A 25,328-nucleotide genomic window follows, 5' to 3' on the forward strand; every position below is an offset into this window, starting at 1 on the left:
CACCCCCGGAGCGAAAGCGCAACACCCCGACGCGTCGCGGCGGCCCGCACTCGCCGCGAACGACGAAGGGCACGTCCCGGAGGACGTGCCCTTCGTGTGAATCGGGTGCTACCAGCTCGACTTGGTGATGCCGGGCAGCTCGCCGCGGTGCGCCATGTCGCGGAAGCGCACGCGCGAGACGCCGAACTTCGAGAGCACGCCACGGGGGCGGCCGTCGATGGCGTCGCGCGAGCGCAGGCGAACCGGCGACGCGTTGCGGGGAAGCTTCTGCAGGCCGACGCGGGCGGCCTCGCGGCTCTCGTCGGTGCCGTTCGGGTCGACGAGGGCCTTCTTCAGTTCGAGGCGCTTCGCCGCGTAGCGGTCGACGACCTCCTGGCGCTGGTTGTTGCGCGCGATCTTGCTCTTCTTCGCCATGTCTTAGCGCTCCTCACGGAAGTCGACGTGCTTGCGCACCACGGGGTCGTACTTCTTGAGCACGAGACGGTCGGGGTTGTTGCGACGGTTCTTGCGGGTCACGTAGGTGTACCCGGTGCCGGCCGTCGACCGAAGCTTGATGATCGGGCGGATGTCCTGCTGCTTGGCCATTAGAGCTTCACCCCACGTGCCTGGATGTCCTTGACGACCGCTTCGATGCCACGGGCGTCGATCACCTTGATGCCCTTGGCGGACACGTTCAGGGTGACGTTACGACGCAGCGACGGCACGTAGTAGGTCTTCTTCTGCACGTTCGGGTCGAAGCGGCGCTTCGTCCGGCGGTGCGAGTGCGAGATGTTGTGTCCGAAGCCGGGAACGGCTCCGGTCACCTGGCACACTGCTGCCATTGGTCTTTCCTCCAATACCGAGGGGCGGATGCCCCTCCCAAGGTCTCTTGTCTGCTGACGCTCCCCATGCCGATGCCCGCGATTCCTCGCGGTTCAGGATGGGGGTCGTCGCGGTCTGGGCAGTGGAAGTACCCAGCCAACGGGACAGTCTACCCGATCCCGAGGATTCCCCCGAATCGGTCGGATGTCGTGGGGCTGCCCGGTCACAGCCCGGTTGCGACGGCGGCCCCGGCGGTGAGCCACGCCTGTTGAGTGGCCGGGGCGAGCCGGTCGAAGCGGAGGGGTCCGCCGTGCAAGGCGCGGTCGAAGGGGATGGTCACGACCGCCCTGGCCAGCGGGGTGAAGCCGTCGGCGATGCGCCTGGCGTCTGCCGCAGCTGCGTCGTGCTCGGATTGCAGCACGATCACGACCGCGTTCTCGGCGAGGCGGGCCGACGCCTGGTCGCGCTCGCGGAGGGCCTCGAGAAGGAGTGCACCGGATTCGGCCGGTTCGCCGAGCGCGGTGGTCGCCACCACGAGCTGGTCGGTGAAATCGATCATGCGCAGCCAGCGTGGTGCGGACTCGTCGTTTCCGGAATCGAAGAACACGACCCGGAAGTACTTGGTCGCCACCTCGTGCAGGGCGTCGAAGTCGTCACGGGTGAGGCGCTGCCTGGTTGCGAGCAGCTCGGGGTTGGAGCGCAGGACGTCGTATTTGTCGCTGGACTGGTGATGCACGTACCGGGCGAGCTCCGCGCTCTGCGCCGAGGGCGACAGCAGCCGATCAGTCGCGGGCAGCAGATCCTGCAGGGTCGCCTCGTGGTCGGACTTCTCGGTTCGCCATCCGAGGGTGCCCCGGGTGTCGTTGTTGTCCCAGGCGAGCACGCCGGTGCCGCCGTTGCGCGCGAACACCGCGGCGAGCATCGCGGTCGTCACGGTCTTGCCCACACCGCCCTTGCCGTTGACGACCGAGATCGTGCGCGGTCCGGGCCAGTGCCGGCTGACCTGCTCCACGAGTCGGCGGTGGTCGCGTTCCGCCGCCGAGGGTCGCATGTCCAGTCTCGTCGAGCGGGTGACCAGACCCCGCCAGCCTTCGGTGGCCGGAAGCTCGCGTTCCTCCTCGGCGATGAAGGAGGCGCGTGCTGCGCGGGCCTCCGGCACGTGCGCCGCCGAGGGGGTTTCCGCGCCTGCGCTCGTCGCCAGTCCGGCGGGCGGAGCCGTCGGAGCCGTTGGTCGCAGCGTCTCGAGCGTCGATTCGGCCGGCTGCGTCCCGTTCGAGGGGAGCGGCGTGATGGTGCTCATGATGTCCGTCCTTTCGGGTGCTTCGGTGCGCGTGCGCGTCCGCCGCAGGCGGACGGTCGCGAATCGTGCCAGCATGCCTGCCAGCCGCACCAGCACGATGGCCAGGCCGGCGAGCGGGAGGATGAGGAACAGGATCGAGAGGACCCCGAGGATCAGGTCGGCCGGATGCCCCTGCTCCCACGCCGTCACGACGGACCCGACGTGCACCGTGATCGCGGCGACGGTCTGGGTGACGATGACGGGAAGGATCCACAGGGTCCACGCCAACGCGATCACGAGCAGGGGGATGACCGTGACCACCCAGACGGTGACGATCCGTCGTGCCGCCGGCCGGAGCTCGGTGACCTTCGGATCGGGCGCACGGCCGGGGATGAGGCTGACGATGACCGGGCGGACGCGGGCGAACAGGTCCGGCACGCCGGCGAGGTCGGCGAGGATGAAGTACCCGTCCAGTCGGATGGTCGGCGGCAGCTGTTGCAGCATCTGGAGTTGCATGACGATGACCACGAGCAACAACACGCCCTCACCCGTCGCGAGGTAGCCGAGCCCCGCCGCGACGACGCACCAGGTGTTGAAGTACAACCCTCCGAGGTCGGTGCGCAACCTGCCGACGCGGCCGAGCCGGTAGGAATCGGTGACGTTCGTGAAGAAGGCCGGGAACACCAGGTAGAGGCCGAAACCGATCATCCCGGGGCGGGCGCCCCCGTATCGGCACGCGGCGGCGTGACCGAGTTCGTGGATGAGGGCGCCGACGGTGAGCAGCCCGAACAGGCCGAGGAGGAGTACGGGAGTGACCAGCACCTGCTGCAGCGCGCCGAACCCGTCGCCGATGACGATCAGGGCGACGTCCACCGCGACGAGGGCGACCAGCGCGACGACGACGACCGGGGTCGCGTACAGCGGTGCGAGCCAGGAGGCGAGCCGGTTGACGGCCCCGGCCGGGATCAGGGTGATGCGCCCCCGCAGAGCGAGGAGGGGATCGGCAGTGGGAAGCCTGCCGGCGGGTTCGGCGTCCGAGTTGGCGTCCTCGATCAGCCCGAGCGGCACGAGCTTGGTGTCCAGGAGGTGGTGGAGGCCATCCGTGGTCAGTTCCCTGCCGTACGCGGCGCTGACCGTGCGGGCGAGCTCGTCGGCCGGCTTGCCCTGCTCGGCGGTCGCGAGGACGAGGTTCAGCAGCTCCGAGAGCTGCACGACCTGGCCGTCCTGGCGTTGCACGAGGCAGGTCTTGTGGGTCAGTCCCGAATCGGACACGGGTCCGAGCAGCACCACCCCCGGAGCGCGCTGCCAGGATTGCGGGCGAGCCGGCATCGTCGGTTGCAGGGTCATCACTCCCCCTCTGCGTCGGCATCAGCCGGCGGACACGATCCCGAGGGGTCGTCTCCGCCGGCCGAGGCTGCCCGTTCTCAGTACTGAACGACCACCATGTCCTGCCAGGCACCCGCGTTCGCGACGGAGCCGATGGTCGCCGCGTTGATCGCCAGCGCGATGTTCACGCCGACGACCGGCGCGACGTTGATGTCGAAGTCGAGGTACAGCGTCTCCCGCCGCGGCAGGAGCTCCGCGGTTTCAGCCTCGAGTGCCTCGATCGTCATGACCTGTGTGCCCATGTCGTCCCCCTTTCCGATCGGTCCGGCGCCGCACACGCGGCGCCGGACCTTTGCGTTCGACTAACCCTGCACGACGGCGATGTTCTGCACCGCCGCGCTGTTCGCCGCGGACAGGATGGTCGCCACGTTGACCGCAGCCGACGAGTTGGACGCGTACACGGCCGCCCAGTTGCTGTCGAAGAACAGTGTCTCCTTCGTCGGCAGCAGTTCGACGGACTGTGCGTCGAGCTCAGCGAGTGTCATCTTCAGCATTTCGGTTACCCCCTGCATCGATACGATCGATCTCGAATCAGACCGACTGGGGCCAGTCAACGGAGCCCGCGTTATCGCCGCGTTATCGCCGCGTTATCGTTTCGTTACCCAGTCGGTGCGAGCTCAGCCGCCGACCTGCACGTCGACCGAACGCTGCAGCGACACCTCCACGCCCAGGTCCGAAAGGATGATGTCCTCGAGTTGCTGCGCGGTCTCCTCGACGAGATCCTCCGAGCTCGCGCCGTCACGCTGGCGCGCGTCGGGCTGGGCCGCGTCGGGCTGGGCTGCGCCTGCGAGACGGTCCGCGAGCTGCTCCTCGATCTCGGCGATCAGCTCTCGCGCCTGCGTCGACAGGTCGTGTCTGGTGCCGCCTGCGAGCACGAACTGGATGGCGGCCGAGGTCGTCGTGCAGCCGTCGCACGCCACGTTCAGCGCCAGTGCCCGGTTGTTCACCGTGATCGTCTCGGGGTGGCGGATCACCACGAGTTGCACGGAGACCGACGAGGAGGAGCATCCGACACAGCTCGACCACGCTGTCGCGCTGTTGTCGGCGGATGCCGCGCCCCTCCCATTGAAGTACACGACCTGGAACACCGTGGACCGGCCGTCGCATCCGTCGCAGTCGCTGGTGGCGACAGCGGACGCGACCCCCTTCAGGTCGGGTTTCCTCACCCGGACCTCCGAGACCGCGTTGTCGGCGACCGCCGGGTTCTCCGCCGTCGGTATGGCGGCCGCCGCCGTGTCGAGACTGGACGAGATCCGATCGTGGCGGTCCGTCCAATCCCACACCCAGTCGCTCGGCACCGCGGCGTTCGCGGCAGTCCCCACCAGCGTGCCGACGATCACGACTGCAGCGCTCAGCGATGCAACCCTGGCTCTCATACGCATCTCGAACTCCTTCGTTCTTCCCTGTGTGTTGCTATTTCCAACCTCTGTGCGCGACTTCCAACGGTGTCGGCGTGGGCTCCGTGCCTCGGGCGTATGCCGGCACGTCCGACCGGTGTGCGAGCAGCTCGGCGAACCGTGATGACGGCTCGACGCCCAGCTCGCGTTCGAGATCATCCCTGAGACGCCTGTAGGCGATCGCCGCGGCGACGTGGTTGCCCGCCAGCAGATGCCCCTCGACGAGCCGCAGGTGGGCACTCTCACGCAGCGGCTCGATCGCGATGGCCGCCATCGCCGCGCGGATCGCGGGGTCGGGGTCCCCCCGGGCGATGGAATGCTCCGCGAACACGTCGAGCGCGGACAGCCGCTCCTGCGTCCAGCGTTCCTGCTCGAACACGACCCAGTCCTCATACCAGTCCGGCAGGAGGTCGGCACCCGACAGCGCGTCCACGAGGTCGGCTCGAGTGGAGGCGTCACCGTTCGACGCGAGCCCACGGACGAGGCGGCGCAACGCGTCGACGTCGACCGAGACGCCCTCCGACATCGCCACACTCCCGGCATTGCGCCGGATCAGTGCGGGGAGCTGGTGCGACACCTCGAACAGGCAGGTGCGAAGGTTGCCCGCCGCGTGCACTTCCGAGCTCTCCGGCCACAACAGGCTCGCGAGGTGCCGTCGCGATCGCGGCCCCAGGAGCGCGAGCGCCGCGATCAGCCGCTGCTGCCGCAATCCGACGTCCACCGGCTCTGCGTCCCGAGCGAGCCCCCAGCTGCCGAACAGGCGCAGCTCCCACCCCCCGGCAGAAACCGTCCCCATTCCGTCACCCCCCCGGCGAGAATGTGCCGCCAGCGCGACCACCGTGGCGGATGTCGCGGCAAGCCCTCCCAGAGTGCTCGCGCCCGGGCCGCCCTGTCAACCGCGGCACGCCGAACCGTCCGACACGGCCGGTGCGCCGACGGGCGAACGATGAGGTGACTCGGACGTGGGATGCGGGGCGCGCTACCCGACCCCGCCGAGTTCGTCGCCGGCCTGCATTCCGCCACAGGCGGCGAGCCAGGCCCGCACGAGCTCGAGGACCTCCTCGGCATCCGCCGTGACGATCGACTCCTCCATCGCACCCACGGCCCCGTACGTCAGGCGCGCACGAAAGGCATCCCCCTGGGCGGGTTCGTCCCAGACGCGGATCACCATTGTCGCCATGAACGGCCCTTCTCGCCGGAGTCGTACCTATGAACAGTGCCACGACGACGACGACGGGTCAGCCGATCACCGACCCCCAATTCGGAGGACAAACGTTCGTTTCGGGTCGCGTGCGGTGCGCGCGATCGGGATCCCGGGTTCAGTCGCAGAGGATCCCGGGGTGCGTGCCTTCCTCGCTCACCGAGCGGTGCCGGCCGCGCCCGACGCCCTCGTCGTGCAGTTCGCGCAGAGGCCGAAGATGTCGACGATGTGCGCCGCACCGGTGAACCCGTGTTCGGCGGCGACGCGCTTCGACCACGTCTCGACCTCATCGGCGGCGATCTCGACGGTGAGGCCGCAGTTGCGGCAGATCAGGTGGTGGTGATGGCCGGTCGTCGAACAGGCGCGGTACAGCGCCTCGCCCTCGGGCGACTGCAGCGAGTCGGCCTCCCCGTTCGCCGCGAGGTCGCCGAGCGCCCGGTAGACGGTCGCGAGGCCGATCGGCGATCCGCTCGCGTGCAGCGCGGAATGCAGCGCCTGCGCGCTGATGAAGCCCGCGACGTCGTCGAGTGCCTCGCGAACGGCTTCGCGCTGCCAGGTGTTGCGTTTCATGCGATTCGTGCGTCCTCTGCCGTCTCCACGGAAATGGCGGCCCGATTCCACGGTAGTGCGCGGAGCTTGGCGATTCCCAGCGCGAGGAGGAAGAATCCGGCCGCCGCCAGCGCAATGCTCGGTCCGGCTGCGACGGCGAGCGCTCGCGAGGCGAGCACTCCGATGACTCCGGATGCCGCGCCGATCACGGGTGCCGCGAGGAGGATGCCGCGGTACGTCGGCACCACGACCCGGGCCGCCGCAGCGGGGGCGGCGATGAGCGCGATCGCGAGGATCGCGCCGACCGCGGGCAGCGCACTCACGACCGTCGCGGCGGTGAGGCCGAGCACGAGCAGTTCGATCGGCCACTCGCGGTAGCCCGCGGCCCGGAATCCGGGCTGGTCGAATGTCGAGAACGCGATCTCCTTGCCGAAGAGCGCGACTGCCACGACCGCGACGACGGCGACGGATGCCGCGAGCAGAATATCGCCGTCGGTCACCGTGAGGATCGAGCCGACGAGCAGCGACTCGGCGCGCACCGGAAGCCCGGGGATGACCGCCTGCAGGATCGCGCCGGCGGCGAAGCCGCCCGTGAGCACGATGCCGGCGGCGACCTGCGCGCCCTGGCGCCGGATCCGCGCGATGCCCGCCATCACGACGACGAGCACCACGGATGCCGCAGCAGCACCGAGCGGCACGCTCAGGCCGAGGGCGGCCGCCGCGACCGCGCCCGGGTACGTGCCGTGCGTGAGCGCCTGGGCGAAGAACGTGCGCCGGCGCAGCACGACGAGCGCGCCAACGAAGCCGGTGCCTGCGCCGATGACGATCGCGGCGACCAGGGCCCGCTCGAAGTAGCCCATCAGCGCACCGCCCCTGCCCTGAGACTCCGTCGGCGACCCGCGATCCAGTGCGCCAGCAGCACGACTCCGTAGCCCGCGACGAAGACCGCCACGATGGTGCTGCCCGCGGGCAGGTCCACCCCGCCCGCGAACGAGCCGGCGAACCCCGCCGCGAGACCGAGCCATGCCGCGAGCCCCGCGAAGACGGCCGCGGCGGGGAACAGCCACCAGAGCCGTTCGGTGAGCAGTCGCGCGGCGGCGCCCGGCACGATGAGCAGCGCGAGCACGAGCAGGGTGCCGACGGTGCTCGCCGCGGCCACCACCACGAGGGCGACCGCGGCGTTGAGCACGAGGTCGAGCACGAGCGCCGAGTCGCCTGCCGCCCGACTCCCCGAGCGGTCGAAGGCACGGAAGAGCTGCTGCTTCAGGCTCACGGCCACTCCGACGGCCGCGACGAGGCAGACCACGATGACGGGAACCACTTCATCGGGCGGGATCGTGAGCACTCGCCCGAACAGCAACGCCTCGAGCTCTCCGGCGTAGTCGTCGCTCTTCGACACCACGATCACGCCGGCGCTGAACATCGCCGTCAGCACGATCGCGACGGCCGCGTCCGTGGTCACGCCGGCCCGATCGAGCCACGTGAGCACGACGGCCGCCGCGAGGGCCGCGATCGCGGCACCCGGCACGAGTCCGGCCGTGCCGCCGAGCGCGAGCCCGATCGCAAGCCCGGGGAAGACCGCGTGCGTCAGCCCGTCGCTGATGAACTCGAGCCCCCTGAGGTTCACCAGCACGCCGACGGTGCCGGCGACGACGGCGAGCACGAGCATCACGAGCAGCGCCCGCGCCATGAACGGCAGCGCGAACGCTCCGAACAGGATGTCGATGAGGGTCATCCGTCGCCGCTCCCCCGCGACATCAGTGGCCCTCGTGACCGGGCACCACGAGCGTGTGCTCGTCGAGCTCGACCTCGACGCCCTCGAAGCACTCCTGCACGTTGCCGAGGGTGAGCACCTCGCCGACGGGACCGAAGGCGAGCTGCACGCCGTTCACCAGCACGACGCTGTCGCAGACGTCCTTCGCGAGCTCGAGGTCGTGAGTCGAGACCACGACGGCCACGCCCTGCCGCTTCAGGGCGCGCAGGGTCTCCACGAGCGCATCCCGGTTCGCCTGGTCGAGTCCGTTGAACGGTTCGTCGAGGAGCAGCAGCCGCGGCTCGCCCGCCAGTGCCCGCGCGAGGAGTCCGCGCTGACGCTGCCCGCCCGACAGCTCACCGAATCGCCGCTTCGCCAGCGCCTCGAGGCCGACCGTCTCGAGGGCGCGCCGCACCGCGGCGCGATCGGCGCGCCCCGGCCACCGCACGAGCCCGAGACGCCGGTAGCGTCCTTGCATGACGACCTGCTCGAGGCTGATCGGGAAGTCGGGGTCGAGCTCGGTCGACTGCGGGAGGAAGCCGATCATTCCGTTGCGGGCATGTACTGTGCCCGACACGTTCGCCGTGGCATCCGTCGATCCGATCTCCATCGTGCCCGCGGTGAGCGGCACGAGTCCGAGCACCCCCCTGAGCAACGTCGACTTGCCTGCCCCGTTGGGGCCGATGAGCGCGACCGCCGCGCCGGCCGGCACGGCCAGCTCGAGCTCGGACACGCCGCCGCCGGCCGGATGGGTGAAGGCTGCGCCGACGAGCCGGAGCACGGGGGAGTCGCTCATGCGCTCATCCTTGCAGCAGGTCTGGAAGCGGGGAAGGCTCGAGGCCCCACGACTCGAGGATGAGTCGCGCGTTGTTCGCCTGGCTGCCGAGATAGGTGTCGCCATCGGAGCCCGCGGGCCCGAGGGAGTCGCCGTACAGCGCGGCGTCGCCCGAGTACACCGTGACGCCGGCCTCGCGCGCAATGGTCTCCGCGGTCTTCGCCGAGATGGATGCCTCGGAGAACACCGCCCGGACTCCGGTGGCTCGGATCTTGGCGACGAGGTCGTCGATGTCGGCGGCGCTCGGTTCGGCGTTGTCGTCGAAGCCGGGGATGACGCTGCCGACATACGTGATGTCGTATGCGTCGAGGAGGTAGGTGAAGGCGTCGTGGTTGGTCACGAGCAGTCGCTGCTCGACCGGGACCCGCTCGACGTTCTGCTCGATCCAGTCGTCGAGCGCTCCCAGCCGTTCGAGATAGGCGTGCTCGCTCGCGGCGACCGCGGCCGCGTCGATGCCCGGGACGCCCGCCAGGCCTGCGCCGATGTTCTCCACCATGTGCCCGGCGAGCTCGGGGTCGGTCCAGATGTGCGGATTGCCGTCGCCGTGGTCGTGATCGGCATGGCCGGCGTCGGCATGGCCGGCGTCGGCATGGCCGGCGTCGTCGTGCTCGGCGTCATCGTCCGAGGCGTGGCCGTGCGAGGCATCCGTTGCGGAGTCGCCATGCGACCGCTCGTCGTGGTCGCCGGTGCCGTAGACGTCGATGCCCGTGCTCGCGTCGACGAGCACGCCGTCGAAACCAGAGGCGGCAACGGCGTCGTCGAGCCAGCTCTCGAGGCCCGCGCCGTTCACGACGAGCGCGTCGGCCCGGGCGAGCGCCAGAAGCTGCGCCGCCGAAGGGTCGAAGCCGTGCGCGCTCAGGCCGGGGGCGATCAGCTGGGTCACGTCGGCCGTGTCGCCGACGAGCTCGCGCGTGAAGTCGCCGACCTGCGTCGTCGTGGCCACGATCGCTGGGCCGCCCGATTCGCCGGTGGCGGATGCCCCGGGCGTCGAGCATGAGGCGAGCACCATGACACCGGCGGCGAGCACGACTCCGGCACCGAAGGCGTCACGGACGCGGTGGAGCTGGCCTGCTCGATGGTTCATGACTCGACCGTATCGCTTATTGATAATGATTGTCAAAACCAAGTGGCGCGCTGGTGTCGACTCGATGAACAATGTCGGCCGGATGCTGAGACTTCCCGCCATGTCTGTGGACAGTGCTGGCGAGTGTCACACCGACATGCGAGCATGAAGCACGTGGTTACCACGACGACCCCCCTCACCCTGCATCCGTTCACCCTCGCCGATGCCGAGCGCGTGCTCTCCGGCGAGGTCGACGCGAACGACGGGTGGGAGGGCGGCTACGCCTTCACCGACGAGCCCGAGCTGCTCCGCGAGTACGTGCGAGCCGTGCACGAATCCGGCGATCCCGCACCGTTCGGGCCCCACCTCGTGCGTCGCGCGCACGACGGGGCGACGATCGGCGGCATCAACCTGTTCGGCCCGCCCGATGCCGACGGCGCGGTCGAGTTCGCGTTCGGACTCGTGCCCGCAGTGCGCGGCCAGGGCCTCGCACTCCACACCGTGCTCGAGGCGATCTCCCTCGCCCGATCGACCGGCGCCGCGATCGCACGTGCAGAATGCGAGATCGCGAACCTCGCCGCGCGCCGCGCGCTCGAGAACGCCGGTCTCGCCGAGGTCGGCCGCACCTTCGACTCGGTCACCTACGAGATCCGGCTCTGAGCGGACGTCTCGCGGTGCTCACTCGAGGAGCAGCGCCGGCTCCTCGATGATCGACGCGACATCCGCGAGGAACCTGCTCGCGACGTCGCCGTCGACGACTCGATGATCGAACGACGCCCCGATCGTGGTGACGAACCGCGGGCGCACCTCGCCGTCGACGACCCACGGCTTCTGCTTGATCGTGCCGAGCGCCACGATCGCCACCTCGCCCGGATTGAGGATCGGCGTGCCCGTGTCCATCCCGAATACGCCGATGTTCGTGATCGTGATCGTGCCGCCCTGCATCTCGGCGGGCTGGGTCCTGCCTTCGCGTGCCGTGAGCGTGAGCTGCTCGAGCGCCGTGGCGAGTTCGACCATCGTCATGGCCTGCGCCTCCTTGACGTTCGGCACGATGAGCCCGCGTGGCGTCGCCGCCGCGACGCCGAGGTTCACGAAGTGCTTGACGATGATCTCCTCGTCGGTCCACTGCGCGTTCACCGTGGGGTTGCGGCGCACCGCCCACACCATCGCCTTCGCCATGACCAGGAGGGGTGACACCTTGACGCCCGCGTAGTCGGGGGAGGCCTTCAGTCGCTTGATGTATTCCATCGTGCGAGTGGCGTCGACGTCGACGAAGACGCTCACATGCGGCGCCTGGAATGCGCTCTGCACCATCGCGGCCGCGATCGCCTTTCGCACCCCCTTCACGGGAATGCGATCCTCGCGCCCCTCGGGCCACTCGGGAGTCTGGATGTTGCGGAAGACGCTCGCCTGGCTCGCCTCGCGGATCACGTCGTCGCGGGTGATGTCGCCGATCGGCCCGGTGGGCGCGACCCGGGAGAGGTCGACGCCGAGGTCTTTCGCGAGCTTGCGGATCGGGGGCTTCGCGATGACCGGCACACGGGAGTCGGGGCGAGCGCCGGCCGGGGCGGCCGGGGCGGCTTTCGTGGCATCGGCGGCAGTCGTGCCGGCGGCGGCTGCAGTCGTGGCGGCAGCCGTGCCGGTTGCGGCCGCGTCGACCCGGTCGGCGGGGGCGGCCGGACGGGCCGCGAGGTGCTCGTGCGCACCGCCCGGTGACGGATGCCGCTTCCGCCGCGTCGCGGAAGGGCCCGACGACCCGTGGCCGACGAGCACGGCTCCGCCGCCCTCGGACGAGGCGGGGGCATGCGAGGCGACGGTGCCCGACGGGGGAGCGGCGACGGGCATCTGGGCCGCAGGGGATGCGGCCGCCGGCGCCGAGACGGGCGCCGCGGCATCCGTGCCGGGGGCATCCGTGCCGGCGGCGTCCGTGCCGGCGGTGTCCGTCTGGATCACCAGGATCGGCGTGCCCACGTCGATCGTCCTGCCCTCCTCGACCAGAAGCTCGGACACGATCCCCTCGAAGGCGCTCGGCAGCTCGACGAGCGACTTCGCCGTCTCGATCTCGACGAACACCTGATCGAGCGCGATGCGATCGCCGGGCGCGACCCGCCATTGCACGATCTCGGCCTCGGTGAGTCCCTCGCCGACGTCGGGCAACGGGAACCGGATCTCGCTCATCTCACGCCTCTTTCACTGAAGGGGTGCTTTTCGGCCACCCTGACGAGCCGATCGCCCTGGCGCCGGCCGAAAACCACCCCGGGAACGGGATACGGAGCCCGGAACAGGGATGCTGAGAGCAGGCCGGCATCGGGTCGCATCAGTACGCCAGGGCGCGGTCGACGGCCTCGAGCACGCGATCGGGGCTCGGCAGGTACTCGGTCTCGAGCGCGGCCGGCGGGAACGGCGCATCGAAGCCCGACACCCGCAGCACTGGTGCCTCGAGCGAGTAGAACGCACGCTCGGCGACCGTCGCGGCGATCTCGGAGCCGAGGCTCACGAATCCGTAGGCCTCCTGCGCGACCACGAGCCGGCCGGTGCGGTGCACCGAGTCGAGCAGCGGCCCGTAGTCGATGGGGGAGAGGGAGCGAAGGTCGACGACCTCGAGGCTCGTGCCCTCGCCCGCGGCGATGTCGGCGGCCTGCAGCAGGGTGGAGACCATCGCACCGTGGCCGACGACCGTGACATCCGTGCCCTGACGGATGACGCGGCTCGCGTGCAGCGGCACGCCCGAGTGGTCGTGGTCGACCGGACCCTTCGGCCAGTAGCGGCTCTTCGGCTCGAAGAAGAGCACGGGGTCGTTCGAGGCGATCGCCTCCTGGATCATCCAGTACGCGTCGTGCGGGCTCGACGGGCTCACCACGCGCAGCCCCGGCGTGTGCGCGAAGTACGCCTCGGGGCTCTCCTGGTGGTGCTCGATCGAGCCGATGTGGCCGCCGTACGGCACGCGGATCACGACGGGCATCGAGAGTGCCCCGTCGTGCCGCAGCGTGAGGCGCGAGAGCTGCGTGGTGATCTGGTCGAACGCGGGGAAGATGAACCCGTCGAACTGGATCTCGATGACCGGCCGGTACCCGCGCATCGCGAGCCCGATCGCCGTGCCGACGATGCCCGACTCGGCGAGCGGCGTGTCGAGCACCCGCTTGGCACCGAACTCGGCGTGCAGCCCCTCGGTCACGCGGAACACGCCGCCGAGCGGGCCGATGTCCTCGCCCATGAGCAGCACCTTGTCGTCGGCGCGCAGCGCCTCGCGGAGGCCCGCCGTGATGGCCTTCGCCATCGACAGGGTGTGCACGCCGCGCAGGGCGTCCCCCGCTGGTCGAGCAGCCGCCGAGGGCGCATCGAGACCGGCGACGGATGCCGCGGCGGGCACCTGTTCGACCGGCGCCGTCTCGGCCACCGGTGCGGCGGCGGCATCCGTCGTACGGCGCCCCGCGTCGGTTCGTGCGCTCACGCCTCGCTCCCCTCGAATCCGGACTCGTAGGCATCGAGCCAGGCCGCCTGCTCCTGCATGAGCGGGTGCGGCTCGCTGTAGACGTGGGCGAAGATCTTCTCGCGCGTGGGTGCGGTCAGGTCGAGCGCCCGCCGGCGCAGGTCGGCCGCGACATCCGCTGCCTCGGTGTCGACGTCGTCGAAGAAGGCGGCGGATGCCCCGCGGCCCTCGAGCCACGCGCGGTACCGCGTGATGGGGTCGCGCTCGGACCAGTACGCCACCTCGGCGTCGGTGCGGTACTTCGTGGGGTCGTCGGCCGTCGTGTGCGCGCCCATGCGATAGGTGAGGGCCTCGATGAGGCTCGGTCCGGCGCCGGCGCGAGCCTCCTCGAGCGCGTGGCGGGTGACGGCGTAGCTCACGAGCACGTCGTTGCCGTCGATCCGGAGGCCCGGCATGCCGAAGCCGCCGCCGCGGAGCGACAGCGGGCTGCGCGACTGCGTGGAGACGGGCACCGAGATCGCCCACTGGTTGTTCTGCACGAAGAACACCTGCGGGGTCTGATAGCTCGACGCGAACACGAGCGCCTCGTTCGCGTCGCCCTGAGAGGAGGCGCCGTCGCCGTAGTAGACGAGCACCGCGGCATCCGTCTCGGGATCACCGGTGCCGACGTTCCCGTCGAACTGGATGCCCATCGCGTAGCCGGTGGCGTGCAGCGTCTGCGATGCGAGCACGAGCGTGTAGAGGTGGAAGTTGCCGTTCTCCTCGGGGTTCCAGCCGCCGAGCGTCGCGCCCCGGAGGAGCGAGAGGATGTCGACGGGATCGAGGCCGCGGATCATGCCGACGATGTGCTCGCGGTACGAGGGGAAGATGTGGTCGTGGGGGCGTGCCGCGCGGGCTGAGCCGACCTGGGCGGCCTCCTGCCCGTGGCTCGGAACCCAGAGCGCGAGCTGACCCTGTCGCTGGAGGTTCGCGCACGTGAGGTCGATGCGGCGCGAGATCGCCATGTCGCGGTGGAACTGCTCGAGCGTCGCGTCGGGCAGGGCCTCGACGATGGGGAGATAGGGCTCGGCCTCGGGGCTCGGATGCAGTTCTCCGGCGGGGGTCAGGAGCTGGACCGTCGGCGCGGTGAAGTCTCTCTCGAGGGCTGGCACCGTTCCACGCTACCCGCTAGGCCGGGTGTGCTTCTTGTGAGGCCGGTACAAGCTCCCCGAGAATCGTGAGGAGGGTTTCGACAGACTCGGGCTCGCCCACCGAAATCCGGATCCCGTCGGGCGGGAACGCCCTCGTGACCAATCCGGCGTCGAACAGCCGCGCGGCGACGGCGGCGGTGGCCTCTCCGGTCGGCAGCCAGATGAAGTTGCCCTGCGCGGCCGGCACCGGCCAGCCCTGCTCGATGAGCGCGGCGCGCAGGCGGTCGCGTCGGGCGACGATCGTGTCGACGCGCTCGAGGAGCTCGGCCTCGGCGGCGGGCTCCAGCGAGGCAAGGCCGGCCGCGGTCGACGCCGCCGTGACGCCGAGCGGGATCGCCGTCGACCGTGCCGCGTCGAGGATCGGCACCGGGCCGACCGCATACCCGACGCGCAGGCCGGCCAGCCCGTAGGCCTTCGAGAAGGTGCGGAGGATCACGAGGTTCGGGTACCGCCCGATGAGGGTGCGCCCGTCGACGGCGCGACCCACGGCGCCGGGCTCGTCGCGCACGAACTCGATGTACGCCTCGTCGAGCAGCACGAGCAGGTCGCTCGGCAGCTGCGCCATGAATTCGTCGAAGTCGGCGGCGGTCACGACCGTGCCCGTCGGGTTGTTGGGGGAGCAGACGATGACCACGCGCGTGCGATCGGTGACGGCGGTCGCCATGGCGCCGAGGTCGTGCGAGTGATCGGGGCGGTTCGGCACCGTCACGCTCGCGGCACCGCTGACGGTGACGAGGCCGGGGTAGGCCTCGAAGGAGCGCCACGAGTACACGACCTCGTCGCCCGGGCCGGCGGCGGCCGCGATGAACTGCGACAGGAGCGAGACCGACCCCGCACCGACGATCACCTCGTCGGATGTCACGCCGAAGCGTTCGGCGAGCCGCTCGCGCAGTGCGAGGGCGGTGGCGTCGGGGTATCGGTTGATCTCGTTCGCGGCGGCGGCCACGGCGGCCGCGACGCCCGCGAGTGGAGGGAACGGGTTCTCGTTGCTCGAGAGCTTGTAGCCGTCGGCAGGGGCCGGCCGGCCCTGTCGGTATGGCGGAAGGGCGGCGATCTCGGGGCGCAGGCGAACGCTCGCCCCCGTGGGCTCCGGTGCGGTCACGGATTCCACCGTACCCCTTCGATCGGCGCGGCCGGTCTGACAGAGTTGGCGCATGAGGTTCATCGTCAAGGTCATCGTGGTCGCGTTCGCACTCTGGCTCACGACCTTCATCGTCACCGGCGTCCGGGTGGTGCCGTACGAGGACACCCAGCTCGCCACGGTGCTCACGTACCTGCTCATCGCACTGATCTTCGGTCTCGTGAATGCGATCGTCGGCACCTTCGTTCGGGTGGTCGCCTTCCCGCTGTACGTGCTCACGCTCGGCCTCATCTCGTTCATCGTGAACGGGCTGCTGCTGCTGCTCGTCGCGTGGATCAGCGATCTCATGGGCTTCGGCCTCGTCATCGACGGGTTCTGGTGGGGCGTGCTCGGCGCCCTCGTGCTGGGCCTCATCAGCTGGCTGATCGGGCTCATCGTTCGCCCGGCGTCGTCGCCGGACTGAGGTCGCGGGTCGCGATCCAGTCCGTGCGTTCGCCGGCACCGCCGGCCACCTGGTCGACGAGGGCCCGGAATCCTGCGAGCCGCGCCTCGTCCGACTCGTCGACCAGCGCTGCCGTCTCCCGATAGCGCGCGAGCTCGTGCGCGGGCAGCGGGGCGTCGTACTGCCGGCCCCGCTCGAGCACGCTCCGCGACACCTCGACGCGCTCCGCCGACGGATGCCCCGAGCCGCCCGTTGCCGGCACGACATCCTCCTCGTGCTCGATCGACAGCAGGCCCACGCCGTCGCGCGTGGGCGCGGAGGCGACGGGGCCGCCCAGGTTCACCGCCCCGACCACGTTCAGCTCGGGGTCTGCCGCGAGCTTCGCGGCGACGATGCCGCCGCCGGAGTACCCCACGGCGAGAAGGGGATCGCCGGCCTGCACGCCCGCCTGCCGCATCGCCTCACGCACGGCGCGCTCACCGGCGCCCGATTCGGCGCCCGCCCATCGCAACTCATCGAGCGGGTCGTCGTCGGCCACGCCGTACAGGTTGCTCGTCATGTCGAACGGCTGCTCGCCGGCCGTGAGCCCCAGTTCGACGGTGCCGCCGATGTACACGATGAAACGACGGTCGTCGCCCTCGCCGTAGCGCTCGATGCGGATCTGCGGGGCATCCTCCCCGCCCGACGGCACACGGTCGGCCAGGCCGCCGACGCCCGACGGCGATCGCACCGTGCGCGATGCGGATCGCTCGACCGTGACCGGTGCGTCGACCAGCGTTCGACTGCCGATGAGCCCGAGGACGCCGGCGACGCCGAGTGCCATCGATGCGTTCTCGGGTGCCCCGATGTTCGCGCCGATCACCGAGACGAGCGGCGCGGGGATGGGCAGATGCAGTGCGCCCGCGAGGAACTCGTCGGTGTGGTCCGCCGCGATTCGAACGAGCCGCACGACCTCCGGGTCGGAGAGGAGGTCGTGGTGATCCCCGAGCCACGTCTCGAGCGGCGTCTGGCCGAGACCGGCGGCGTGCCATGCCCTCGAACCCGCCCATTGCCCGCCCGCCGCGAGCAGCGCGCCCCCCACGACGAGCGGCGACGTCAGCGCCATGCCGAGCCACGGCGCCGCGAGACTCGCGCCCAGCTGCCAGAGTCCGTCGATCATGCGCTCGGTCGCGCCGTACCGTTCGGCCGCCGCGACGAGCGCCGTCTGAACCTCCCGTGCCTGATCCGCCGCGCCGTCGAGGCACACGCCGACGGAGCGCAGCACCCACATCGGCGACGCTGTGCCCCACGCGGTCATCGGGTCGACGAGTCCGAGCCCGTCGAGCCCGCGCTGGATCACGCCCAGCCGGTCGATCCAGTCGAGCACGATCGATTCGGTCGCCCCGAGGCGAGCGGCGTCGACGAAGAGCTCGTCGACCGCCACCGCGGTCGACCCGCCTCCGGACACGACAAGGTCGTCGCCGTTCATCGCACGACCGGCGACGCGGCCTTCGTCGAGTCGAGCTCATCCTGCATCCGCCGGATCCGCTCCTCGAGTGAGTACACGGCATCGGCCAGCCGATCCTTGGCGCTGAAGAGCCGCCCGCGCAGGTCGTCGAGTTCTTCGAGGTATCGGTCGGCGGCGTCCGAGCGCCAGGAGCCCGCGTTCGGGAGAGCGAGCGTCGGCACGGTGCCGCGCACGTCTTCGAGCAGGGCGCAGAGCATCACGAGGTGACGGCGGGCCGCGTCGATGCGTTCGGGCGTCACGGCGCGGCCGAGGATCGCGGAGATGACGGAATCGTTGTCGTGCATGCCACGAGCATCGGGCAGCGACGCAGCCCGCAGGCGAGGAGGCGCGGCATCCGTGCACCGATTGCTCGGAACACCCACCGTGGAGGACGAGATGCAACTCAGTCGAGCAGCACCTGTTCGAGCGCGGACGCGCCCATGCGCCCGAACGCGCTCGACGTGCCGGCCTGCGCGACGACGGCCGACGCGATCAGCAGCGCCCACCCGCGCGCCCGATCCCAGGTCGCCGCGTCGACTCCGCGTCGCCGCTCGATCTCCTCGCGGAAGATCCGCCGCGACTGCACGTCGAACGTGAGCCAGGCGGTCGCGAGGTCGGTCGCCGGGTCGCCCGCGGTCACGTCGCCGAAGTCCACGACGGCGGTGAGGGCACCGGATGGCGCGAGCAGCAGGTTGGCCGGGTGCAGGTCGCCGTGCAGCCAGACGTCGGGTCCAGGCCAGACGGATGCCGCAAGCGCCCGCTCCCACACCGCACCGAGCCGCGCGGCACCTGGTACTCGTCCGCTCGCCAGGCGGGCGCGCACGTCGGCGTCGCGCGCGGCGAGCGGAACGCCCCGATACGGGTTCGCCGGGGCATCCCGAGGCGCGGGCACGCCGAGATCGGCGACGAACGCCGCGAGCGCGGCGGCGGCGACCCCCCGCGTCGCAGCGTCGAACCCGACGGCGCTCTCGCCGGCGAGCCACGGCACGATGCTCCACGGCGCCTCGTAGCCGAGTTCGGGCGTCGGCCTGCCCACGCGAACGGGTGACGGGATCGCGACAGGCAACCGCGGCGCGAGCTGCGGCAGCCAGCGATGCTCGTTGAGCGCGAGCCCGACCGCGAGCGCGCGCCGCGGCATCCGTACCCCATACCGATCGCCGAGCCGGAAGATCGCGTTGTCCCACCCGTTCGCGACGAGCCGCACCGGGCCGGCGAGATCGGGATGCTGCGCGGCCACGAGCCGCGCCACCAGCACGGCGTCGACGTGGAGGTCGGGCACAGGGGCATCCGCCATAATTTCGTCCTTCCGGTCACAGAGCTCGACTCAGCGGCGGACTAGGCGGTCAGGGAACACAGTTCCACGGCAATCGTCCTCAATCCTGGTGCTCGGGGTCCGCGACAGATGTCGGATTGCTACGCGTCACACTCTGGCTGTCTCCGCTCGAGGGCGCAGCAACGGCGATCATGTGCTGGCTCCTTGAAGAAGGGGCGAGCGACTCAAGGTAACTATGGTTTGCGCCCTTAGCTACGGGGCTTGCGTCGATGGTCCGTTGCGGCTGAGCTAGTTGACATGGCTCGGCCCACAGGGCCGACCGACCGGAGTCAGCTGCGCAAGGTCAGGCTGCTGGTTGAGGACTTCCCCATCACTGGTGTCGTGGCCGCATTGGCCGCCTGTCCCCAGACTGTGAACCTGTATATACAGCCGGACTGCAGGTCCAAGGTGTTGATGTCGTAACCGACGGTCAGGCTACTCGGAGCCTGAGTATCCGTCACCTCCCCCTCCGCGCGTGCGGCCGGTTTGCCGGTGAGGCCGCCGGGCGTCGACTGACTGAGGTCATCCCCGATCGGGCAGGTCTCCCCGATCGTCATCCAGAGTTCGACATAGCTCACGCCTCCTGGGTCGTCGGCCTTCACCGTGATGGTTCCTCCCGGCATCGTGAGCTCGATGTCCTTCCCCTTCCCGAAGGGGACGGTCAGCAGACCCGTGTCCACTTCCTTGGCAGCAGTGACCGTCAGCGACAGCTCAGGGGCGGAGGTGTCGCCAGCGTCGCGGGTCACCGGCGGACCTGCGCAGGCCGTCAGCAGCAGGATGAGGCTGGCGCCAACCCCAAGCACGATCGCCGTCTTCTTCCTGATCCGGCACATGTCACGCCCCCCGCGTCCGTAGCGCCCTTCTGCGTTCATGGTCTCCCAAGCCCAGAGCCCGGTCAATACCGCCCGCGTCCTCAGGAGGGTACCGCGTGCCGGCCAGGACGGCCTTCGGTGAGTTCCCCGCTCGCTCCAGCGCGCTTCGAGGCGCCCCTTGGTGCCAATACGGCGGTCGTCTTCGACTACGTCGCCTCGTTTCTGCTGCTCTCATTCACGCTCCCTGCGGAGCATGACCCTCGGTGTCACGTCTGGGATCGGGCCGCCGCGAGCGTCGCCCTCACCGCGGGGCTGAGCAAGTTCCTTCTATTTCCGCAGGTCGGTTCCGCAGTAGTTGGCAGATCCCTGTAGTCCGGCCTTGAGATGAATCCAACGACCGCGGGTGAACTGCCGCAGTTGACGACGCGCCATTACGGGAGGATGCTCTGGTCCGGGGGCACCATGTTCAAGCGGCTGCGAAAGACGACGTTCAGGCTGGCGAGCGAAGCTGGGAAACCACGGGTCCGTGGACGGAGACGGGCGGCAGCCGCCCTAGCGGGTTTGGCGCTTCTGGCGACTGGCTGCGCAGGGGGAGGCTTCGAGGGATTCGGGGATGGGCGCCCAGATCCGGACGGCACCAACTGTCCATCGAATAGCCACTGCTACGCCACCGCGGGGATCAACCCGATGTGCGGCGACACGTCCATCTGCCTGACGGGGTTCCAGACGTTCATCTCCTTCCCGAACAACGTCCAGCGTGGCGACGGGTATCTCACCCAGGAGTTCTGGCTCGTAGGGTTCGATTGTTACTGCTGGATCGAGACCGGATGGCTGGTCTCCGCTAGCCAGTCATCGCCAGTGCTGTTCTGGGCTCAGCAGTCCGGCGACGGGACGGAGTTCGCCACCCTGGCCACCGCCCGGTACGTCGGCGTGGTCGATGCTGCCGACGGGAACTCCGGCAGGTTCTACGTCGTGAGGCAGGCCGATCGCAGCTTCGATGTGAGGATCGACACCGCAGAAGTCGCACACCGGGCCACAACCCGTAACCCGATGTGGGACGACCGCGAATACGGGTACGTCAACATGGGCATGGAGCTGGTCGCCTCATCTGGGTCCGCCACAGGGTTCACGTTCTTCACCGGGAACCGGTACTGGACAGCGCCCCGGGCAACCGCGTATGTCGGAGCTTGGGCCGCTGCCGACGACAGCGACGACCCGCCGTACGGGGAATGGCTGCTGCCGCCGGATGAGCCAGCCGACGAGGGTGGCGTCTACTTCACCCAGTGTTGCCTGCCCCTGTACGGCGCTGAGGCAGCTGGCCCGAACACCGACGGGGCGAAGGTTCAGAATGTCGACGCCGCGGCCACCGAAGATGCCGGTCGGCCGGAACCACCACCGCCACCAGACGAGTCGCTGTTCGACCGGCCCGACACCTCGCTCGAAGGGGTCCCCGCCCTGGATACGGGCTCGACCGGGCAGGTACTGGGGTTCGACCCCGAGGCGCTGGCGGCATGGATGGCCACTGCCAGCCTGGGCGTCCCGTACGAAGGCGAAGTCACCACGTCACCGAAGACGGTATGCCCGGTCACCGCGGCGGAGGCCGACGAGCTTCTTCCCGAACCGACCGGTCTTGAGCCAGACCGGCTCCTGTGCGTCGCAACGGCCGAAGGCTCGTTTACCATAAGCGCTCCGACCAGGCTCGGGGACCCCCAACCGGAGTCTCTGACTGCCGACCAGGCGTACGTGGTCGTGGACGCGGCCACGGGCAACTTGCTGGTCGCCGGCGCATTCCGGCGCGGATAGACGTACCTGTTGTCGGGAGCGAAACCCACAGCAAGAGGCGAATCGGCCATTTGCATGACCAGTGTCGTGGGACCCGCCATATTCACGTGGAACCTACATCCTTGTCGACTCAGCGGGGACCAGCGTATCGAACCGAGCAATTGCCTGCTGTGCAAGCGGAGCATTTCGTCCACAATGGGAGCATGACGCGGAGGGAACCCGTGGGGGGCGCCGCGCAGCCGTTCCGGGTGTCCTTCGTGTGCACCGGAAACATCTGCAGGTCGCCGATGGCAGAGGTCGTGCTGCGCTCGCTCGCGGAGCGCGCCGGTCTCGGCGATCGCATCGCCATCGAGTCGGCCGCGACGGGCGATTGGCACGTCGGCGAGCGCGCCGACGTGCGCACCGTCGATGCGCTCGCGCGCGCGGGATACGACGGCTCGCACCACCGGGCGCGCCAGTTCGAGGCCGTGGACTTCCCGGCGCTCGACCTCATCGTGGCGTTCGATCGGGGGCAGGCCCGCATCCTGCGCAATCAGGCGCCGTCGGAGGTCGACCGGGCGAAGGTGCGGCTGCTGCTCGAGTTCGACCCCGAACTGGCCCTGCTGCATGACGTGCCCGACCCCTACTACTCGGACCCGGCGACCTTCGATCGAGTTCTTGGGATGATAGAGCGGGCGACACAGGCGCTCTTCCGGCAACTCGCCCCAGCACTCAGACAAGGAAACCGATGACTTCGCTGCCCCCCCAGCCGCTCAGCCCCCTCGACGGCCGATACCGCTCGGCGGTCGGCGAGCTCGGCGAGCACCTCTCCGAGGCGGGCCTCAACCGTGCCCGCGTGCAGGTCGAGGTCGAGTGGCTCATCGCGCAGACCGACCGCGGGTTCTTCGGCTCCACGCCGCTGTCGGCCGAGCAGAAGGCTCGGTTGCGGTCGATCGTCGCCGAGTTCGGCCAGGCCGACATCGACGAGCTCGCCTCGCTCGAGGCCACGACACGCCACGACGTCAAGGCCGTCGAGTACTACGTGCGCCGGCGGCTCGCCGACCTCGGGCTCGACACGATCGCCGAGCTCACGCATTTCGCCTGTACCAGCGAGGACATCAACAACCTCGCATACGCGATCACGGTGCGCGACGCGGTGCGCGACGTGTGGCTGCCGAAGTACCGTGGCGTCATCGACGCGATCGCCGCACTCGCGCGGGAGCACCGCGACGCGCCGATGCTGTCGCGCACGCACGGCCAGCCCGCCACGCCGACGACCATGGGCAAGGAGCTCGCCGTCTTCGCCCATCGCCTCGGCCGCATCTCGACGCAGATCGAGGAAACCTCGTACCTCGGCAAGTTCTCGGGGGCGACCGGCACGTTCGCGGCGCACGTGGTCGCGGCACCGGATGTCGCGTGGCCCGCCGTCTCGCGCGAGTTCGTCGAGTCGCTCGGGCTCGACTGGAACCCGCTCACCACGCAGATCGAATCGCACGACTGGCAGGCGGAGCTCTACGCGCGCATCTCGCACGCGAACCGAGTGCTGCACAACCTCGCGACCGACATCTGGACCTACATCTCGCTCGGCTACTTCCGGCAGATCCCCGCGGCCGGGGCCACGGGCTCGTCGACCATGCCGCACAAGGTGAACCCGATCCGGTTCGAGAACGCCGAGGCGAACCTCGAGCTCTCCTCCGCGGTGCTCGACTCGCTCGCCGCAACGCTCGTGACGAGCCGCTTGCAGCGCGACCTCACCGACTCCAGTGCGCAGCGCAACATCGGCGTCGGCTTCGGCCACTCGCTGCTCGCGCTCGACAACATCCGGCGCGGACTCGACGAGATCGACCTCGACCGGGGCGTGCTCGCCGCCGACCTCGACGGCAACTGGGAGGTGCTCGGCGAGGCGATCCAGACGGTGATCCGCGCCGAGGTCGTCGCCGGCCGCTCGACGATCGCCGACCCGTACGCGCTGCTCAAGGAGCTCACGCGCGGCAAGCGCGTCGGCGCGGCCGAGCTCGCCGCGTTCGTCGAGGGCCTCGAGATCGGGGATGCCGCGAAGGCGCGCCTGCTCGCGCTGACGCCGGGCGGCTACACCGGCATCGCGTCGGAGCTCGTCGACCAGCTCGACGCATCACACCGAGCTGCCGTGCACCGGTGATACTTTCTCTCTCGCTCGTGTGAGGTCCGCCTCACGTGTGGCGGACCTCACACGAGCGAGGGAGAAGGCGATGCCGGTGTCCCAGTATGTGAGCGTCCCGAAGTCAGCGCCCGGAGCGGTCGGGCGAACCGGGCGAACCGGGCGAACCGGGCGCAGCATCCGAGCCAGGGTCCGGCATCTCCCTCGCGACGCACCGCGTGCTGGGTACCGGCTCCGTTCTCCACCACTTCCGGCGAGGCGGTGATCCGCGGCAAGATGTCGCTATGGTGACCGTCGAGCGATCGCGTCGGCACATGGCACGACGCGTCCTGACAGGGTCGGTCGTCGGCCTGTTCGCCGCGTGTCTGGCTGGTTACGCGGCCCAGTCGTCCGCGGTCCGGCGCGATGCGCTTCGATACCCGCCGCCCGGTCGGCTGGTCGACGCGGGCGGTTTCCGGCTGCACCTCGACGTGCGTGGCGAGCCCCGTGGTGCGCCGACCGTGGTGCTCGAGGCTGGACTCGGGTCGTTCTCGCCGAACTGGCACTGGGTGCAGACGGCGCTGGCCGATCGCGTGCGCGTGGTCGCCTATGACCGTGCCGGACTCGGCTGGAGCGACCCGAGTCGCGCCCCGCGCGACGCCGCAACCATGGCGAAGGAGCTTCGCGGAGCGCTGAACGCCGCCGACATCGACGGGCCGTTCGTGTTGGCCGGGCACTCGTTCGGCGGCCTGGTGGTGCGTGCATTCGCCGAGCTCTTCCGTGCCGAGACGGCGGGCCTCGTGCTCGTGGATGCCTCGCATCCCGACCAGTGGGCTCGATGGCCGGTGCCGCAGTCGCATCGGATCCAGTTCGTCTCACTCGGCGTCTCGATCGCGGCCGCGCGCATCGGGCTGTTCCGGGTCGTCGACCCGTTCGGAGCGGTCACGGAGGGGCTGCCCGAACGGCAGGCGGCCGAGTTGCACGCCGGCTTCGTGCGGCCGTCGACCCCGGTGACCGAGGCGGCGCAAATGCGGGAATGGGAGAGGTCCACTCGCCCGTTCCTGCATCGCGCGGCGCCGCTCGGCGAGCTTCCGCTCGCCGTCATCGGGGTGGGCGTGCAGCCCATGGGAGCGGAGACGCTGACCGCCCTGCAGGAGGAACTGCCGAGCCTCTCGACGAACTCTGCGCGCCGGGTCATCACCGGTGCGACGCACGAGTCGCTGATCGCCGATCGTGCGCACGCGACGCAGGTCGCGACGGCCATTCTGGCGGTGATCGACGCCGGTGGCGGCGATCGCGTCAGCGCTGCCTGGTCGGCGCGATCACAATCGGGGTCCGATGTTGGCGGCCATGGAAAACTGCCCATAGGCGGTCACGAGAACTGCCCATGGATGGCCAGCAGAGTTGCCCGCTGGTGGCCATGAGTTCTGCCCA

The 25,328-nt window shown here is 70.0% G+C and carries 28 protein-coding genes; 6 read left to right on the forward strand and 22 right to left on the reverse strand.

Going from position 1 to position 25,328, the window contains the following annotated elements:
* Positions 1-108 precede the first annotated feature (108 nt).
* The 14 genes from rpsN to ACFWN7_RS12170 form a co-directional block, all read right to left on the reverse strand.
* Positions 109-414, reverse strand: coding sequence for a 30S ribosomal protein S14 (rpsN, locus tag ACFWN7_RS12105; RefSeq protein ID WP_376939058.1), 306 nt, complete (start codon positions 412-414; stop codon positions 109-111).
* Positions 415-417: 3 nt separating this feature from the next.
* Complete coding sequence (gene rpmG, locus ACFWN7_RS12110) at positions 418-585, reverse strand: 50S ribosomal protein L33 (protein WP_021760158.1); 168 nt, start codon at positions 583-585, stop codon at positions 418-420.
* Positions 585-821, reverse strand: coding sequence for a 50S ribosomal protein L28 (gene rpmB, locus ACFWN7_RS12115; RefSeq protein WP_136708936.1), 237 nt, complete (start codon positions 819-821; stop codon positions 585-587). The genes rpmG and rpmB overlap by 1 nt, the downstream gene beginning before the upstream one ends.
* A gap of 203 nt (positions 822-1,024) precedes the next feature.
* Complete coding sequence (locus ACFWN7_RS12120; RefSeq protein WP_376939059.1) at positions 1,025-3,427, reverse strand: AAA family ATPase; 2,403 nt, start codon at positions 3,425-3,427, stop codon at positions 1,025-1,027.
* A 77-nt stretch (positions 3,428-3,504) separates the two neighbouring features.
* A complete protein-coding gene (locus ACFWN7_RS12125; protein ID WP_376939060.1) occupies positions 3,505-3,708 on the reverse strand; it encodes a hypothetical protein in 204 nt (67 codons plus the stop codon).
* 60 nt (positions 3,709-3,768) lie between these two features.
* Entirely contained in the window at positions 3,769-3,960 is a 192-nt protein-coding gene (locus ACFWN7_RS12130) for a hypothetical protein (protein WP_376939061.1), read from the reverse strand.
* A 123-nt stretch (positions 3,961-4,083) separates the two neighbouring features.
* Entirely contained in the window at positions 4,084-4,848 is a 765-nt protein-coding gene (locus tag ACFWN7_RS12135; protein WP_376939062.1) for a hypothetical protein, read from the reverse strand.
* A gap of 31 nt (positions 4,849-4,879) precedes the next feature.
* On the reverse strand, positions 4,880-5,701 hold the full coding sequence (locus tag ACFWN7_RS12140) for a BTAD domain-containing putative transcriptional regulator (protein WP_376939063.1): 822 nt from the start codon (positions 5,699-5,701) through the stop codon (positions 4,880-4,882).
* Positions 5,702-5,842: 141 nt separating this feature from the next.
* Complete coding sequence (locus ACFWN7_RS12145; RefSeq protein WP_376939064.1) at positions 5,843-6,043, reverse strand: hypothetical protein; 201 nt, start codon at positions 6,041-6,043, stop codon at positions 5,843-5,845.
* A gap of 177 nt (positions 6,044-6,220) precedes the next feature.
* On the reverse strand, positions 6,221-6,634 hold the full coding sequence (locus ACFWN7_RS12150) for a Fur family transcriptional regulator (RefSeq protein ID WP_376939065.1): 414 nt from the start codon (positions 6,632-6,634) through the stop codon (positions 6,221-6,223).
* Positions 6,631-7,473 (reverse strand): metal ABC transporter permease, encoded by an 843-nt coding sequence (locus ACFWN7_RS12155; protein ID WP_376939066.1) that lies wholly within the window; start codon positions 7,471-7,473, stop codon positions 6,631-6,633. The genes ACFWN7_RS12150 and ACFWN7_RS12155 overlap by 4 nt, the downstream gene beginning before the upstream one ends.
* A complete protein-coding gene (locus tag ACFWN7_RS12160) occupies positions 7,473-8,348 on the reverse strand; it encodes a metal ABC transporter permease (RefSeq protein ID WP_376939067.1) in 876 nt (291 codons plus the stop codon). Before ACFWN7_RS12160 ends, ACFWN7_RS12155 begins: the two co-directional genes overlap by 1 nt.
* Before the next feature lie 22 nt (positions 8,349-8,370).
* The gene (locus ACFWN7_RS12165; protein WP_376939068.1) at positions 8,371-9,162 is read right to left on the reverse strand and encodes a metal ABC transporter ATP-binding protein; all 792 of its coding nucleotides are present in this window, start codon (positions 9,160-9,162) and stop codon (positions 8,371-8,373) included.
* A 4-nt stretch (positions 9,163-9,166) separates the two neighbouring features.
* Positions 9,167-10,285, reverse strand: a complete 1,119-nt coding sequence (locus tag ACFWN7_RS12170; protein ID WP_376939069.1) for a metal ABC transporter substrate-binding protein — start codon at positions 10,283-10,285, stop codon at positions 9,167-9,169.
* A gap of 153 nt (positions 10,286-10,438) precedes the next feature.
* Here ACFWN7_RS12170 and ACFWN7_RS12175 point away from each other — a divergent pair, with 153 nt between their 5' ends.
* Positions 10,439-10,924, forward strand: a complete 486-nt coding sequence (locus ACFWN7_RS12175; RefSeq protein WP_376939070.1) for a GNAT family N-acetyltransferase — start codon at positions 10,439-10,441, stop codon at positions 10,922-10,924.
* 18 nt (positions 10,925-10,942) lie between these two features.
* On the opposite strand, the gene ACFWN7_RS12180 is transcribed toward ACFWN7_RS12175, so the two are convergent.
* From ACFWN7_RS12180 to ACFWN7_RS12195, 4 genes are all read right to left on the reverse strand, one after another.
* Complete coding sequence (locus ACFWN7_RS12180) at positions 10,943-12,442, reverse strand: dihydrolipoamide acetyltransferase family protein (protein WP_376939071.1); 1,500 nt, start codon at positions 12,440-12,442, stop codon at positions 10,943-10,945.
* A 139-nt stretch (positions 12,443-12,581) separates the two neighbouring features.
* Complete coding sequence (locus tag ACFWN7_RS12185; RefSeq protein WP_376939088.1) at positions 12,582-13,541, reverse strand: alpha-ketoacid dehydrogenase subunit beta; 960 nt, start codon at positions 13,539-13,541, stop codon at positions 12,582-12,584.
* A 170-nt stretch (positions 13,542-13,711) separates the two neighbouring features.
* Entirely contained in the window at positions 13,712-14,845 is a 1,134-nt protein-coding gene (locus ACFWN7_RS12190; protein ID WP_376939072.1) for a thiamine pyrophosphate-dependent dehydrogenase E1 component subunit alpha, read from the reverse strand.
* A gap of 16 nt (positions 14,846-14,861) precedes the next feature.
* On the reverse strand, positions 14,862-15,986 hold the full coding sequence (locus ACFWN7_RS12195; RefSeq protein ID WP_376939073.1) for a histidinol-phosphate transaminase: 1,125 nt from the start codon (positions 15,984-15,986) through the stop codon (positions 14,862-14,864).
* Positions 15,987-16,038: 52 nt separating this feature from the next.
* On the opposite strand from ACFWN7_RS12195, the gene ACFWN7_RS12200 reads away from it, so the two are divergent.
* Positions 16,039-16,428 (forward strand): phage holin family protein, encoded by a 390-nt coding sequence (locus ACFWN7_RS12200; protein ID WP_376939074.1) that lies wholly within the window; start codon positions 16,039-16,041, stop codon positions 16,426-16,428.
* On the opposite strand, the gene ACFWN7_RS12205 is transcribed toward ACFWN7_RS12200, so the two are convergent.
* From ACFWN7_RS12205 to ACFWN7_RS12220, 4 genes are all read right to left on the reverse strand, one after another.
* On the reverse strand, positions 16,397-17,875 hold the full coding sequence (locus tag ACFWN7_RS12205) for a hypothetical protein (protein ID WP_376939075.1): 1,479 nt from the start codon (positions 17,873-17,875) through the stop codon (positions 16,397-16,399). The two genes, ACFWN7_RS12200 and ACFWN7_RS12205, sit on opposite strands and share 32 nt — an antisense overlap.
* Positions 17,872-18,198 carry a hypothetical protein gene (locus tag ACFWN7_RS12210; RefSeq protein ID WP_376939076.1) on the reverse strand — a complete coding sequence of 109 codons (327 nt, stop codon included), beginning with the start codon at positions 18,196-18,198 and terminating at the stop codon, positions 17,872-17,874. Before ACFWN7_RS12210 ends, ACFWN7_RS12205 begins: the two co-directional genes overlap by 4 nt.
* 98 nt (positions 18,199-18,296) lie before the next feature.
* On the reverse strand, positions 18,297-19,187 hold the full coding sequence (locus ACFWN7_RS12215; protein ID WP_376939077.1) for an aminoglycoside phosphotransferase family protein: 891 nt from the start codon (positions 19,185-19,187) through the stop codon (positions 18,297-18,299).
* A 308-nt stretch (positions 19,188-19,495) separates the two neighbouring features.
* Positions 19,496-20,077 carry a hypothetical protein gene (locus ACFWN7_RS12220; RefSeq protein WP_376939078.1) on the reverse strand — a complete coding sequence of 194 codons (582 nt, stop codon included), beginning with the start codon at positions 20,075-20,077 and terminating at the stop codon, positions 19,496-19,498.
* Positions 20,078-20,704: 627 nt separating this feature from the next.
* Here ACFWN7_RS12220 and ACFWN7_RS12225 point away from each other — a divergent pair.
* The 4 genes from ACFWN7_RS12225 to ACFWN7_RS12240 all read left to right on the forward strand — a co-directional run bounded on the left by ACFWN7_RS12225 (position 20,705) and on the right by ACFWN7_RS12240 (position 25,318).
* The gene (locus ACFWN7_RS12225; protein ID WP_376939079.1) at positions 20,705-21,820 is read left to right on the forward strand and encodes a hypothetical protein; all 1,116 of its coding nucleotides are present in this window, start codon (positions 20,705-20,707) and stop codon (positions 21,818-21,820) included.
* Positions 21,821-22,002: 182 nt separating this feature from the next.
* On the forward strand, positions 22,003-22,530 hold the full coding sequence (locus ACFWN7_RS12230; RefSeq protein ID WP_376939080.1) for a low molecular weight protein-tyrosine-phosphatase: 528 nt from the start codon (positions 22,003-22,005) through the stop codon (positions 22,528-22,530).
* Complete coding sequence (gene purB, locus ACFWN7_RS12235; protein ID WP_376939081.1) at positions 22,527-23,936, forward strand: adenylosuccinate lyase; 1,410 nt, start codon at positions 22,527-22,529, stop codon at positions 23,934-23,936. Before ACFWN7_RS12230 ends, purB begins: the two co-directional genes overlap by 4 nt.
* 293 nt (positions 23,937-24,229) lie before the next feature.
* Positions 24,230-25,318, forward strand: coding sequence for an alpha/beta fold hydrolase (locus ACFWN7_RS12240; RefSeq protein WP_376939082.1), 1,089 nt, complete (start codon positions 24,230-24,232; stop codon positions 25,316-25,318).
* The last annotated feature ends 10 nt before the right edge of the window (positions 25,319-25,328 follow it).

Origin of the sequence: Agromyces sp. NPDC058484 (assembly GCF_042720415.1) — a bacterium.
Taxonomy (GTDB): Bacteria; Actinomycetota; Actinomycetes; order Actinomycetales; family Microbacteriaceae; genus Agromyces.